Source organism: Microcoleus sp. N9_B4 (assembly GCF_036701635.1).
GTDB lineage: Bacteria > Cyanobacteriota > Cyanobacteriia > Cyanobacteriales > Microcoleaceae > Microcoleus.
Genome location: NZ_JAUBRC010000055.1, coordinates 1 through 16,212, shown reverse-complemented (window position 1 = coordinate 16,212; position 16,212 = coordinate 1). Strand labels below are relative to the sequence as shown.

At 46.8% G+C, this 16,212-nt stretch carries 5 protein-coding genes; 4 read left to right on the top strand and 1 reads right to left on the bottom strand.

Features of this window, described 5'->3' with window-relative positions:
• The first annotated feature begins 270 nt into the window (after positions 1-270).
• From QUA43_RS26295 to QUA43_RS26280, 4 genes are read left to right on the top strand one after another with little or no spacing between them, the layout of a single operon-like run.
• On the top strand, positions 271-3,846 hold the full coding sequence (locus tag QUA43_RS26295) for an AAA-like domain-containing protein (RefSeq protein ID WP_333377893.1): 3,576 nt from the start codon (positions 271-273) through the stop codon (positions 3,844-3,846).
• Positions 3,847-3,873: 27 nt separating this feature from the next.
• Positions 3,874-7,389 (top strand): WD40 domain-containing protein, encoded by a 3,516-nt coding sequence (locus tag QUA43_RS26290; protein ID WP_333377891.1) that lies wholly within the window; start codon positions 3,874-3,876, stop codon positions 7,387-7,389.
• A gap of 27 nt (positions 7,390-7,416) precedes the next feature.
• A complete protein-coding gene (locus QUA43_RS26285) occupies positions 7,417-11,019 on the top strand; it encodes an AAA-like domain-containing protein (RefSeq protein WP_333377888.1) in 3,603 nt (1,200 codons plus the stop codon).
• A 27-nt stretch (positions 11,020-11,046) separates the two neighbouring features.
• A complete protein-coding gene (locus QUA43_RS26280) occupies positions 11,047-14,757 on the top strand; it encodes a WD40 domain-containing protein (RefSeq protein WP_333377885.1) in 3,711 nt (1,236 codons plus the stop codon).
• A 120-nt stretch (positions 14,758-14,877) separates the two neighbouring features.
• Here QUA43_RS26280 and QUA43_RS26275 read toward each other — a convergent pair.
• The coding region (locus QUA43_RS26275) for a calcium-binding protein (RefSeq protein WP_333377882.1) at positions 14,878-16,212 on the bottom strand (1,335 nt) is incomplete at its 5' end.

Genomic DNA, 16,212 nt, shown 5'->3' with positions numbered 1-16,212 from the left:
TAATTAGGACGGGCTCTCCGGCCCATCCCACAAGAAAAAATAACTCTTGTGGGACGGGCCGGAGAGCCCGTCCCATTAATTGATGAAAGGATTTTTGCAAGAGGTCTAATAACTTCCAATTCTTACTTTGTCAATATTATTCTTAAATAAGCTTCTCTGGAAGCGTAAATTTTAAGGAACGATTATAATGAAGTACGGCTGTGAAAAAATAACAATCAGACTGCCTCTTTTTATCATAAACTTTCACCTTTAAACGCACCCATAAACCGCATGACCCAGGTAACATACCAAATTGGTGGCAGTCTCGCCAGTGATGCGCCTACATACGTAGTGCGGCAAGCAGATTCCGAACTTTATGAAGCCTTAAAAGCTGGCGAATTTTGTTACGTGCTTAACTCCCGGCAAATGGGCAAATCTTCTCTCTTAGTCCGTACCCTGCACCGACTGCAAGCAGAAGGATTTCAATGCAGCACGATCGACATGACCCGCATCGGTAGCGAAAATATAACTCCCTTACAGTGGTATAAAGGAATTGTTGGGGATTTGGGGCGCAGCTTCAATTTGTTAGGAAAAGTTAATTTAAAAACATGGTGGCGCGACGAAGAAGAGGTCTCATTTTCGCAAAGATTGAGTCATTTTATTGAAGATATCGTTCTGGTAAATTTTCCTGAAGATCGCATCTTTATATTCATCGATGAAATCGATAGCATTCTCAGTTTGGATTTCGCTGTAGATGATTTTTTTGCTCTGATTCGGTTTTGCTACAATCAGCGAGCGATTAATCCAGAGTATAACCGCATTACTTTTGCAATTTTTGGAGTAGCGACGCCAAGCGATTTAATTGCTGACAAAAAGCGAACTCCTTTTAATATCGGTCATGCTATAGATTTGCAGGGTTTTGAACTGCAGGAAGCCCAACTATTAGTTAAGGGATTAGAGAGTGCCGTCAGTAATCCTCATGCCGTTCTCAAACAAATATTAGCTTGGACTTCAGGACAGCCATTTCTCACCCATAAAATTTGCTATTTGGCGTATATATCCAGCCTTGAAACGGCAGGCGGATTAGTAAATATTCCCCCTGGAAACGAGGCATTTTGGGTAGATAGTTTGGTGCGATCGCAAATCATCGATAAATGGGAATCGCAAGACGAACCGGAGCATTTGAAAACGATAGGCGATCGCATCCTGAGAAACGAACAACGCGCCGGAAGATTGCTCAGTATTTACCAGCGAATATTACAAGGTGTGGAAGTACCAACCGATGACAGCCGAGACCAAATCGAACTATTACTATCCGGTTTAGTGGTAAAAAATGAAGGCTATTTGCAGGTAAAAAACCGAATTTATCAAGAAGTATTTAATATAGAATGGGTAGAAAAAAATTTAGGGCAACTGCGTCCTTATTCCCAATCTTTCGATGCTTGGAGCGCTGCCAAACAAACAGATGATTCGCGCCTTTTGAGGGGACAAGCCTTAAAAGATGCTCAAATCTGGATGCAGGGAAAAAGTTTGAGCGATTTAGACTATCAGTTTTTAGCAGCTAGCGCCGAACTCGACAAGCAAGAAATGCAACTAACCTTAGAAGCAGAAAGGTTAAAAGAAATCGAAAAAAATGCCAGACGGCAAAAGTGGTTTATTGCTGCACTCTCTTTAGCATTAGCGATCGCCCTGTTTCTGGGAACAGCAGCTTTTTGGCAATATCGTCATGCTACCTTGAGCGAAATCGAAGCGATCGCCACCTCCTCTGAAGCCTTGTTTACTACAGAGCAAAAATTAGACAGCCTCATCGCTGCAATCATTGCCAAGCGCAAACTGCAACAACTCGGTATGGCAAATCCCGAACTAGAAAATCGCGTGCAATTATTACTAGAGCAGGCAGTTTATGGAGCGTCGGAGTTCAACCGCTTGTCAGGACATCAGGCGACACTGTATAGATTAGCAATCAGTCCCGACGCTGGGACTATTGCCTCCGCAAGTATGGATAGAACGGTCAAACTCTGGCAGCGAGATGGCACCCTTATTGCCACTCTTCCGCACAACGGTACGGTATGGAGGTTGGCTTTTAGCCCCGACAGTAAACTCCTCGCTTGCGCCCGTGATGATGGCACAGTTAAAGTTTGGCAGCAACAGGGAACGTCTTGGCCCGGCCCCAAACTCTTATACAGCCTTGAGGGACACAGTACCGAGTTTCAGGGTCTGGCGTTCAGCCCAGATGGCGAGATTTTAGCCGCATCCGGTGAGAATAACACCGTTAAACTCTGGGACAAAAATGGGGTTTTATTAACCATTCTCGATCGCACCGATGCGGTTCGGAGTCTTAGCTTTAGCCCCGACGGGGAAATGCTCGTTAGCGGAAGCGGGGAGGGTACGATCCGATTGTGGAAAAAAAACGGCGCATTCTGGGACTCCGTAAAGTTACGGAGAACGTTTCAAGGGCATAGCGCTGCGATATGGGAGGTCAAGTTCAGTCCTGACGGCGAGATATTTGCCTCCGCCAGCATGGATAAGACTGTTAAACTTTGGCGCTCCCATGCCCCGTCAGACGAAGAGTTACAGCACGGCACTTTGCTGATGTCGGGGAACCCGCCAACGCAAGTGCCTCCCCTACGAACCCTTAAGGGTCACGCATCTGGCGTTGAGAGTGTAGATTTCAGCCCCGACGGTCAGATGATCGCCACAACCAGCGACGATGGAACCATCAAATTTTGGAGCAAAGATGGCAAAGAACTCAGAACTTTTACAGGGCATCGCGATGGCGTGTGGGATCTCGATTTCAGTCCTGACGGCACTTTCATTGCTTCGCTGGGTTTAGGAAATGCTGTCAAACTTTGGCAGCCTAAAAACATTTTTCTGTTGCCCCTGCAAGGTCACGACGCTGCTGTTTATGCTGTTGCTTTCGCTCCTGACGGAAAAATCGTCGCCACTGCAAGTACAGACGGCACGGTGAAACTTTGGCGGCAAGATGGCACATTGCTGAAGACGCTTCAGGAGGGCGAAGGAGGGCTTTGGGCTGTGGCATTCAGTCCTGACGGTAAAGTCATGGCCGTGGGGGGCGAAAAAACAGTTAAACTCTGGCACAAGGGTGGCAGATTCCTGGGAGAAATCAACGCCCACAAAGGTATAGTTTACGGAATTGCTTGGAGTCCGGACGGTAAAATTATTGCCACCGCAAGTACAGACGGCACGGTAAAACTCTGGCAGCCAAACGGCGTGTTAGTGCGAACTCTGAAGCTAGATGGCAGCGCCTTCTGGAGTGTGGCCTTTAGCCCTGATGGAAAAGCTTTAGCCGCCGTCGGTAGCAGCGGTACTGTCGCTATCTGGAAGCCCGATGGCACTTTGTTGCAGGCGATTGATGCCCATCAGGCTTTGACTCTAGAGGTCAGTTTCAGTCCCGATGGCAAGACACTCGCCACAGCCAGTACAGATGGCACTGCCAAACTCTGGAAATTAGATACCTCAGATATCTCAGTTCCTCACAAAACACTGCTACGGAGAACGCTTAAAGGTCACGCACAGGCAGTGCTGGGAGTTTCCTTTAGCCCGGATGGTGAAATCGTCGCTACGGCAAGTCTGGATAACACCGTGAAACTCTGGAACTCTAACGGCATCTTGCTGACGACGCTCGCGGGGCATAGAGGTGCGGTGGCAGGAGTTTCCTTTAGTCCCGACGGCACTTTCCTTGTCTCCCCCAGCATGGACCAAACGGCGATTTTGTGGAATGTGAAGCGAATTCTCAATACAGACCCCCTGGCTTTTGGTTGCGACTGGGTGCGGGATTATTTGCGGACAAATGCCGATGTGAAGGAGGAGGACAGACATTTGTGCGATGCAGTGGGCGATCGCTAAATTCTCCGAAACAATTAACTATCAATTATGAAAGATTACTCTTACCAAATTGGTGGCAGTCTCACAACTGATGCGCCTACCTATGTCGAACGACAAGCAGATATCGAACTTTATCAAGCCTTAAAACGAGGCGAGTTTTGCTACATTCTCAATTCGCGGCAAATGGGCAAATCTTCCCTTCTCGTTCGCACCTTCCATCGACTGCAAGCAGAAGGATTTCAATGCAGCACGATCGACATGACCCGCATCGGTAGCGAAAATATAACTCCCTTACAGTGGTATAAAGGAATTGTTGGGGATTTGGGGCGCAGCTTCAATTTGTTAGGAAAAGTTAATTTAAAAACATGGTGGAAAGAACAAGAAGAAGTTTCTCTCCTGCAAAGATTGAGTCATTTTATTGAAGATATTTTATTGAAAAACTTTGTTCAAGACCGAATTTTTATATTTGTCGATGAGATTGATAGTATTTTAAGCTTAGATTTTCCCGTCGATGACTTTTTTGCCTTAATTCGTTATTGTTACAACCAACGAGCCATCAATCCCGAATACAACCGGATTACCTTCGCGATTTTCGGAGTAGCTACACCCAGCGATTTAATCGCCGATAAAAAGCGGACACCTTTTAATATCGGACAAGCAATCGATTTGTCAGGATTTAGCTTAGAAGAAGCGCAACCATTAGCGAAAGGGTTAGAAAATGTCCTAGCCAATCCGCAAGCAGTTCTCAAAGAAATCTTAGCTTGGACTGGAGGGCAGCCATTTTTAACTCAAAAAATATGTGAATTAGTAGTAAGAATAGCGGGCGCATCCCACAGCGGGGATTTAAAAATCCCACCGGGAACCGAGGAATTTTTTGTGGAATCGGTGGTGAGAGAAAACATCATCAATAACTGGGAATCGCAAGATGAACCTGAGCATTTAAAGACAATCCGCGATCGCATCTTGCGAAACGAGCAACGCATGGGTAGATGGCTGGGAATTTACCAGAAAATTTGGCAAGGCGTGCCAGTGCCCACCGATGACAGTCGAGAACAAATAGAATTGCTACTCAGTGGCTTGGTAGAAAAAAAACAAGGTTTCCTGAAAGTAAAAAATCGAATTTATCAAAAAGTTTTTGACAGCGAATGGATCGAAACAAAATTAGGATTACTACGTCCTTACTCGCAAAACTTAGATGCGTGGTGGGCGGCAAAACAACAAGATAAATCGCGCCTATTGCGGGGACAAGCATTGAAAGACGCTCAAAATTGGGCGCGAGGAAAAAGTTTAAGTGACCTAGATTATCAGTTTTTATCCCAAAGTGAAGAATTAGACCGAATCGAAGTGCAACAAGCACTAGAAGCAGCGCGACTAACAGAAGTTGAAGCGCGACTGTTCGAGCAGAAAAAAAATGCCAAACGACAAAAACACTTTATAGTAACACTAAGTATGGCATTAATTTTAGCTTTAGGATTGGGAGCGATCGCCTTTTCACAATATCATCAAGCCTCTCAAAGCCAACGCAACGAAAAAATTGGTAAAATTCAAAGTATAACGCGGTATTCCGAAGCTTTATTTGCCTTAGATAAGCGGTTAGATGCCTTAATAGAAGCCCTCAAAGCCCGAAAAGAACTACAACTATTAAACGGCACAGATCGCCCGACAAAGGGCATGGTTGAATCGGCGCTACGTCGAGCAATTTATGGATCAGTTGAATATAACCGTTTTTCAGGCAATAGTGGTTGGATGAATGCCTTAGCCATTAGTCCTGATGATGAGACGATCGCTGTGGGGACAAGCGACGGGGAGGTGCAAATTTGGCATCAAGATGGCAGATTAATTCGCAGATTTAAAGCACATATAGCACCCGTTCTAGGAATTGCGATCAGTCCCGATCGTCAGCTTATCGTTTCTGGGAGTGGAGACTTAACAATTAAACTCTGGCAGCTTAACAGTAGCATAGATAAAGCAGCACTACCTTTACACACCCTCACAGGACATAAAGCTCCAATTTACAGCGTCAAGTTTAGCCAAGATGGAGAATTAATTGTCTCAGCTTCCCAAGATAGTACGGTGAAACTTTGGCGGCGCAATGGCACATTATTCAAGACATTAACAGGGCATCTTGGCGTAGTCAGGAAAGCAGTTTTTAGCCCAGATGGAGAGTTAATTGCCTCCGCTTCTGAAGATAGCACTGTGAAAATCTGGCGGCGTGATGGCACCTTGCTCAAAACGCTTTCACAAAATGAATCTCCTGTTTTATCCATTACCTTTAGTCCTGATGGTAAGGCGATCGCTGCGGGCACTGGAGACGGTACTATTAAACTCTGGCACCGTGACGGCACTTTGTTAAGAACAATTGCCGCCCATGAGGCAGGAGTTCAGGCAATAGCTTTTAGCCCCGATGGAGAAACGATCGCCTCTGGTTCTGATAACCAAATACTCAAACTCTGGAACATTGACGGCACCTTACTCACCACGATCAAAGCACATGGCAGCGCAATTAGCGATCTTTCATTTAGTCACAATGGCGAATATCTCGCATCGACTTCTTTTGATGGCACTGTTAAACTCTGGAAATTCAGTAATTCCTTGCTGACAATTCTACGGAGACATACTGCTGGCGTTTGGGGAGTAGCTTTAAGCAAAAATCAAAGATTAGTTGTTTCATCAAGTGGAAACGAGGTTTTCCTTTGGCACAGAAACCGTAAGTTACTGAGGCGATTTGAGGGGCGAAACTCTGCGTTTAGTGGTGTTGATATCAGTCCCGATAGCAAAATTATTGCTGTAGCTAGTGCAGACAAATCAGTTAAACTTTGGAGTGCTGATGGCACTTTATTGAAGACTCTCCCAGGAGGAGTTGATATGAGGAGAGTTGTTTTTAGTCCTGACGGCAAAATCATAGCTTCTTCCAGTGGGGATAGAACAGTCAAACTTTGGCAGTTAGACGGAACCAAATTGACTACCCTCAGAGGACATAAAGCTGGGGTTTGGGGGGTAGCTTTTAGTCCTGACGGGAAGGTTATTGCTTCAACAAGTGGAGATAAGACAGTTAAGCTTTGGCGGCTTGATGGTAGGTTAATTAAGACCCTTCAAGGTCACAGTAGTTTAGTTTTTGGTGTAGCTTTCAGCCCGGACGGCGAGGTGATTGTTTCGGCGAGTGATGACAAAACGGCTAAACTTTGGAGTCGTGATGGTAAGTTGCTACACACTCTCAAGGGACATCTTTCTGGAATTTGGAGTGTGGCTTTTAGTCCTGACAATAAAACGATCGCTACAGGGGGTAGTGACGGTATGATTAAACTTTGGCAACGTGACGGCAATGAGATTACTACTTTAATTGGACATAACGGACGGGTGGGGTCTTTAGTTTTTAGTTCTGACGGCAAAACTCTTGCTTCTGCTTCAGAGGATAAAACAGTAATTCTCTGGAATTTAGAGCAGAGTGTAGAGTTAGATCGGGTACTAGCCTCTGGATGCGATCGCGTGCGAGATTATTTGCGGACGAATGCCGATGTGAAGGAGGAGGATAGACATTTGTGCGATGCAGAGGGCGATCGCTAAATTATCCGAAACAATTAACTATCAATTATGAAAGATTACTATTATCAAATTGGTGGCAGTCTCACAACTGATGCGCCTACCTATGTCGAACGACAAGCAGATATCGAACTTTATCAAGCCTTAAAACGAGGCGAGTTTTGCTACATTCTCAATTCGCGGCAAATGGGCAAATCTTCCCTTCTCGTTCGCACCTTCCATCGATTGCAAGCCGAAGGATTTCAATGCAGCACGATCGACATGACCCGCATCGGTAGCGAAAACATTACTCCCTTACAATGGTATAAAGGAATCGTTGGGGATTTGTGGCGCAGTTTCCATCTTGTAGGCAAAGTTAATTTAAAAACCTGGTGGCAAGAACAAGAAGAAGTTTCTCTCCTGCAAAGATTGAGTCAATTTATTGAAGAAATTTTATTAGTCAAATTTCCCAATGAGCGAATTTTTATATTTGTCGATGAGATTGATAGTATTTTAGGCTTAGATTTTCCCGTCGATGACTTTTTCGCCTTGATTCGTTATTGTTACAACCAACGAGCCCTCAATCCCTCATACAACCGGATTACCTTCGTAATTTTCGGAGTAGCTACACCCAGCGATTTAATCGCCGATAAAAATCGGACACCTTTTAATATCGGACAATCGATCGATTTGTCAGGATTTAACTTAGAAGAAGCCCAACCATTAGTGCAAGGGTTAGAAAATGTCCTAGCCAATCCGCAGGCAGTTCTCAAACAAATCTTATATTGGACGGGAGGACAGCCATTTTTAACGCAAAAAATATGTGAATTAGTAGTAAAATTGGCGGGTAAAGCCCACACGGGGGATTTAAAAATTCCACCGGGAACAGAGGGATTTTTTGTGGAATCCTTGGTGACAGAAAACATCATCAATAAATGGGAATCGCAAGATGAGCCTGAGCATTTAAAGACAATTCGCGATCGCATAATTGGCAACAAACAAGTCACTGCACGTAGCTTAGGTATCTATCAAAACCTCTTACAATGTGGTGAAGTTGAAGCGGATGACAGTCGAGAGCAGATCGAACTGCTGCTATCGGGTTTGGTAGTAAAAAAACAAGGTCTGTTGAAGGTAAGAAACCCGATTTATCAAGAAATCTTTAACCTGGAATGGGTAGAAAAACAGTTAGGGCAACTGCGCCCTTATTCCCAAGCTTTCAACGCTTGGATCGCTTCAAAACAAACCGATGAATCGCGATTGTTGCGCGGACAATCGTTAAAAGACGCTTCCTACTGGGCCCAGGGAAAAAGTTTGAGCGATTTGGATTATCACTTTTTAGCCGCTTCTGTTGAATTAGACAGGCTGGAAGTGCAGCAAGCGCTGGAAGCAGCGAGGCTCAGAGAAGTTGAAGCCAGACTCACAGAAGAACGCAAGCGGTTAGTTTTAGAGCGAGAGACAGCAAAACGGCAGCGAAGATTTCTTGGGGCGCTCAGCGGAGCGCTAATAGTTGCGATCGCCTTTGGCATTCTCGCCCTCTGGCAATATCATTACGCCATCACCAGCGAACAGCAAGCCCGCATCAGCGAAGTTCAAGCCCTCACTTCCTCATCCGCAGGGCAATTCGCCTCCCAACAGCGATTAGATGCCCTCGTGAGTGCCATCAAAGCCAGACGCAGGATCGACAGCCTAGCTAATTCCAGCCCCCAGTTGCCATCTCAAGTTCAACAAGTGCTGCAACAAGCCATCTATGGAACGGCAGAATTCAATCGCCTGTTGGGGCATTCCAGCCCGGTTCTGGCAGTTGATGTCAGCCCAGACGGTCAACTCATCGCCACCGGAGGCGGCGACCAAACAGCCAAGGTGTGGCAACGGGATGGTACCTTGCTGCACACTCTCCAACACACAATCAGCAGCGTCTACGCCCTCCGTTTTACTCCCAACAGCCAGCGCCTGGTAACATCCAGCGTGGACGGCAACATTTATCTGTGGAGTCGGGAAGGCAAACTGCTCAAAACCTTTCAGGGACACAAGGCTGCGATCTGGGCGATCGCCGTGAGTCCAGACGGTGAGCGCATCGCCTCCGCGAGTGAAGACAGCACCATTCGCCTGTGGAGCGTTGATGGCAAACCGCTCAAAACCCTGAGCGGACATCAAGGTGCAGTTTGGGGTGTTGCCTTTAGCCCGGATGGAAACCTCCTCGCCTCTAGCAGCACAGATAATACGGTCAAGGTCTGGACTCTAGATGGCGAACTGGTGAACACTCTGGAAGGTCACAGCGCCACCGTTTGGGATGTTGAGTTCGCTTTACTTGCAGACAATAGCGGCACCAAGCGTCCCGCCATTATCTCTGCCAGCGCTGACAACACTGTCAAACTCTGGCAACCAGACGGAAGGGCAGGCACGGGGGCACAGCCCCTACTTACTCTTAGCGGTCACAGTTCGGAAGTGTTTGAAGTCGCTGTCAGTACAGCAGGCGATGTGATTGCTTCCGCCAGCGCCGACCAAAATATCAACCTCTGGAAGCCGGACGGGACGCTGTTGAAAGTCCTCAAAGGGCATCAATCTGGAATTCGAGGCGTGACCTTTATTCCCAACAGTCAAATGGTTGTCTCCGCTAGCGACGACAATACCGCCCGACTCTGGAACCCGACAAACCCCTTCTCGAAAGTTCTTTACGGACATGGCGGCACGATTTGGGATGTGGATTTCTCCCCCGAAGGTCAGATGCTAGCTTCCGCTTCTTCCGATGGCAGTTTCAAATTGTGGGCGCGAGACGGCACGTTGCTGAAGTCTTTTGCCGGAAACGAGACTGCCGTTCGCTCCGTTGCTTTCCTTTCTGGTACTAACTTTGCCAATCCTGCGATCGCACCTTTCCTTGCTACCGCTAGTGAAGATAAAACAATTAAATTCTGGCAGTTCGACGGGACGCTGCTGAAAACCATAACAGGTCATGAAGCTGGAGTTTGGGATATCTCCCCAAGTCCAGATGGTCAGCTAATGGCTTCTGCTAGCAACGATAAAACCGTGAAACTGTGGAACAAGGACGGCACGGCGGGCACGGGGGCACCGCCCCTACGAACTTTCACAGGGCATCGGGCCAGGGTTTACGATGTGGACTTTACCCCTGACGGGCAGAGGCTGCTTTCAGCTAGTAGCGACAGCACTGCTCGGTTGTGGAGTCTTGACGGTAGGTTTTCCAAGACCCTAAAGGGTCATCGCAGCCCTGTTTGGGAAGTTGCCATCAGTCCAGACGGTCGCACTTTGGCAACTGCCAGCAGGGATGACACGATTAAACTCTGGACGAGTGATGGCGCGTTGCTCAAAACCCTCAAGGGAAATACTAGAGGCATGATGGCGGTTGATTTCAGTCCTGACGGTCAAATGCTGGTGGGGGGAGGCTCAACTGGCGCACTCAAACTTTGGAAAACCGACGGGACAGAAATCACGACGCTAACCGGACATGAAGGGAACGTTTGGGGAGTTGCGTTTAGTCCCGATGGTAAACTCATTGCCTCCGCCGGGGACGATCGCACGGTGATTTTATGGGATCTAGAGCGTATTCTCAAACTGGATGAACTGGGTTATGCGTGCGATCGTGTGGGGGATTATTTGCGAACTAATGCTGAAGTCAAGGAGGAGGATAGACATTTGTGCGATCGAGTGGGCGATCGTTAAAGTCTCAGAAACCATGAACTCAAAAACATGAATAATTACCAATACCAAATCGGCGGCAGCCTTGCTAATAATGCACCTACCTACGTAGTAAGACAAGCAGATTCCGAACTATATGAAGCCTTAAAAGCAGGCGAATTTTGTTATGTCCTCAATTCTAGGCAAATGGGCAAATCTTCCCTATTAGTCCGCACCCTGCACCGATTGCAAGCAGAAAATTTCCTCTGCAGCACGATCGATATGACCCGTATTGGCAGTGAAAATATCACTCCTTTACAGTGGTATAAAGGCATGATTGGGGAACTGTGGCGCGGCTTCAATCTTTTAGGGCAAGTTAACTTAAAAACCTGGTGGCGTGATGAAGAAGATGTATCATTTCTGCAAAGATTGAGTCATTTTATTGAAGATATTTTGTTAGCCAAGTTTCCTGAACAAGAAATTATTATATTTATTGATGAAATTGACAGTGTTCTCAGTCTAGATTTCCCGGTTGATGATTTTTTCGCTCTAATTCGCTTTTGCTATAATCAACGCTCAATTAATCCTGAATATAAGCGCATTACTTTTGCAATTTTTGGAGTAGCAACACCGAGCGATTTAACTTTTGATAAAAAACGAACTCCTTTTAATATTGGTCGAGCGATAAATTTACGAGGTTTTGAACTAGAAGAAGCCCAGCCATTAGCGGCGGGATTGGCAAGTGTAGTCAATAATTATCAAGCTATTCTCAAACAGATATTGGCTTGGACTTCTGGGCAGCCATTTTTGACGCAAAAACTCTGCTATATAGCCTACATAGCAACTCAAACTACACCGCCAAAAGTAGTAACAATTCCAGCAGGAACAGAAGAGTTTTGGGTAGAGCGTTTAGTGCGAGAAAATATCATTAATAAATGGGAATCTCAGGATGAGCCGGAACATTTAAAAACCATAAAAGAGCGGATTATTCGCAACGAACAACGCGCGGGCCGATTACTCGGCATCTACCAGCAAATTTTACAATCTAAGCCCCCCTTAGCCAGCGAATATGTTTCTTTGTGGGACTTTGAAGAAATCGACTATAGGGGCAGTACCCCCGTGCCTGACCCAAATCTTTATAGAGCAACTACAGGAAAATTGCCCCTACAAGGAAATGAAAAATTTCTACCTTTGATCACAAAAGCGGGAGGGGTATCAACTGATGATTCACCAGAACAAATTGAACTATTATTATCTGGATTAGTTGTTAAAAAAAATGGTTATTTACAGGTGAGAAACAGGGTTTATGCTGAAGTTTTTAATCTGGAATGGGTAGAGAAGCAATTAGGGCAACTGCGCCCCTACTCGCAAACCTTCGATGCTTGGGTTGCTTCACAACAAACAGATTTTTCCCGACTGTTGCGGGGACAAGCCTTAAAAGATGGTCAAATCTGGGCGCAGGAAAAAAGCTTGAGTAACCTTGACTATCAGTTCTTAGCTGCTAGTGCCGAACTAGATAGGCGAGAAGTTCAACAAGCTTTAGAAGCCGAACGCACCAAAGAAGTGGAAGCGCGACTGGCAGAGGAACAAATGCGATTAATTCAAGAAAAAAAAGCAGCGAAACGACAGAGAAACTTACTATTTTCTGTGAGTATGGCACTGCTGCTTGCCTGTGCTTTAGGAGTAACAAGTTATTTTCAGTATCGCCGAGCCGTTATTAGTGAGCGCGAAGCTCGGGTTAGTGAAATTAAAGCCCTGGTTTCTTCATCTGAGGGATTGTTTGCCTCTAATCGCAGATTGGATGCACTAATAGAAGCAATTAAAGCTAAGCGCCGATTACAAAACTTAGGCAACACAGATAAAAATATTGAAAATCCAGTTATCAATGTATTGCGTCAAGCGGTTTATGAAGGCGATGAATATAACCGTTTATCGGGACATCAAGCGGCTGTTCTCGGAGTTGACATTAGTCCAGACAGTAAGTTTATTGCTTCAACAAGTGTGGATAAAACTATTAAAGTGTGGCGGCGGGACGGAACGGAAATAGCAACACTCAAAGGTCATCAGGCGATCGTTCGATCTGTCAAATTTAGCCCGGACGGTCAGTTTCTTGCTTCTGGAAGTGATGATGGAACTGTAAAACTTTGGAAACTGGATAGGGCAGGCACGGCGGCACTGCCCCTACGAACTTTTCAGGGTCATACTGCTGGTATCTGGACAGTGGCGTTTAGTCCCGATGGTCAAACTATTGCCTCTGCCAGCATGGACAACACGGTGAAACTCTGGAATAAAGACGGGGCAGGCACGGGGGCACTGCCCCTACGAACTCTCCAGGGTCATACTGCTGGGGTACCCTCAGTGGCTTTCAGTCCAGACGGTCAGACTATTGTTACGGCAAGTGGAGACAAAACGGTGAAACTCTGGAACAAAGACGGCAAACTGTTAAGAACTCTCCGGGGTCATACTTCTGTGGTATCTGCAGCAGCGTTTAGTCCAGACGGTCAGATTGTGGCTTCGGGAAGTGGAGACAAAACGGTGAAACTCTGGAACAAAAACGGTACTTTGCTTAGAACGCTTGAAGGTCATTCTGCTGTAATATCGGGAGTTGTTTTCAGTCCAGATGGTCAGACTCTTGCTTCTGCAAGTCGGGATCAAACTGTAAAACTCTGGAATGTTGACGGAACAGAACGGACGAAATTGAGAGGTCACACTGCTGCGATTTGGGGGATAGCTTGGAGCCCGGACGGTAGTTTTATTGCTTCGGCGGGTGCAGAAAACACGGTGAGGCTGTGGCAGAGTCAAAACCCATTGCGGACGATGATTACTGCACATAAAGCGGGGATTTGGGCGATCGCACTGAGTTCGGATAGTTCTACAATTGCTACAGGCAGCGAGGATGGCACGACTAAGCTTTGGAGTCGGCAAGGCAAATTGTTGAGGACTTTCACTGTAGAAAATGCTGCGATTTATGCTGTTTCCCTGAGTGGCGATGGCAAGTTAATTGCTTCTGGCAGAAATGATAATAAGGTGAATATCTGGACTCGAAACGGAAAAGCGATCGCAAATTTGGTAGGTCATAACGCTACGGTTTTTACATTAGCTTTCAGTCCAAACGGTCAAATTATTGCTTCTGGAAGTCAAGATAATACTATCAAGCTTTGGCGGCCAGATGGTACTTTATTGCATACTATGACAGGACATCATGCTCCTGTTTGGCAGGTGGTATTTAGCCCAAACGGTCAGCTAATTGCCTCGGCAGGGGGGGATGGTACTGTGAAGTTGTGGAAGCTTGATGGTACTTTGGTGAGAACTTTTCAAGGTCATACTGCTGCGGTGTGGAGGGTGGCGTTTAGCCCTGACGGTAAATTTCTGGCTTCTGGCAGCGGGGACAATACGATTAAGCTTTGGACTGTGGATGGTAAGTTACTGAGAACTCTGGAAGGTCATCTGGCCGCGGTATGGGGGGTGGCGTTTAGCCCGGATGGTAATATTATTGCTTCTGGTAGTGTAGACAATACGGTGAAATTGTGGAAGCTTGACGGTACGGAATTAACAACGCTTAGAGGTAACTCTGCGGCGATTCGGGGGGTAGCTTATAGTGGGGATGGGTTATTTGTGGCTTCTGTTAGTGAGGATAATACGCTGATTTTGTGGGATGTGGAGCGAGTTTTGAAAGTGGATTTGTTGGCTGATGGTTGCGATCGCGTGCGCGATTATCTGCGGACGAATGCGATGGTGGAGAATGGCGATCGTTTGTTGTGCGATGGTATTGGAAGGAAATAATATCAAGTCCGCTTTATAGCAATCCTAAATGATTCGTAAATTTTTTACCCCTCCCCAACCCTCCCCGAAGCCCCGGGGAGGGAGTAAGAAATTCACAAATGATGCGCGACAGCTTAATAACTACAGAGTAATAAAATCGCTAGCGGTGAGAATACCGGGGGTAATATTGTTAAGCTTCGCCAACAATTGATTGGTATCCGTCACAGTAATCAAAGTTTGATTGTTGCTGGAAGTAATACTGAGTTGATTAAAACTCAAACCAGAATTCAACCCAATTAAATCCTCTCCCTTGCGGAAATCATTAATGGTGTCGCTACCCGAACTTTGATTGAGGAAAAACACATCATTTCCCGAACCACCAGTCAAAGTATCGTCCCCAACATCCCCGGAAAGGAAATCGGCACCGCTGCCACCACTGAGGATATCATTACCTTTGCCGCCGTACAGGGTATCGTTACCAATGTCGCCACAGATCACATCGTTTTCATTGCCTCCTAACAGCAAGTCGTTGCCCTCACCGCCATCGAGACTGTCGTTTTCTTTGCCGCCGTACAGGGTATCGTTACCGATGTCGCCAAAAATCAGGTCTGCACCTTCATTGCCAAAGGCAATATCGTTGCCGTTTCCAGCATTAATTGTGTCATTTCCTAAGTTGCCTAAAATGTAGTCGTCGCCATCTTCACCGAGTAAGATATCGTCATCTTTGCCGCCGAAAATGCTGTCGTTGCCAAGGCCGCCGGCAACTGTATCATTTCCTAAATCTCCCCTCAACAAGTCGTCGCCCTCACCACCGACAACAGTGTCATTATCCTTGCCAGCGTAGATGGTATCGTTGCCAGCGTCGCCAGAGATGAAATCGCTGCCTTCATTGCCGAAGATGGAGTCGTTATCGGCGCCGCCGTCAATGTTGTCATTGCCGCCCATGCCGTAGAGAGTATCGTTGCCGATAAGTCCGTTAATTGAATCGTTGATGACACCGCCCATGATGAAGTCGGTAGTGTCGCCGCCGTTGATAGTTTGTTGGACGGGGTTGGGGGTGATGGTGGCCGGATCTAGTTGCGGAGGGTTGAGGCTATCGAGTAGGCAATCATCTAATACCGGAGTTGGCGTGGGAGTTGGTGTCGGTTCGGGTGTGGGCGTGGGAGTCGGTTCGGGTGTGGGCGTGGGAGTTGGTTCGGGTGTGGGAGTCGGAGTTGGTTCGGGTGTGGGAGTCGGAGTCGGTTCGGGTGTGGGCGTGGGAGTCGGTTCCGGTGTGGGAGTCGGAGTTGGAGTCGGAGTGGGAGTTGGAGTCGGCGTCGGAGTCGGTGTGGGAGTTGGGGTGGGAGTTGGGGTGGGCGTGACTGTAGGGTTAAATTCATAAGCGCCAATATCAACGATCGCACTTCCGTTATTATCACCATCTTGAGGGCGACTCACACCGCGCTGATCTGCCGCCGGCGCGCCCGCACCAGTACC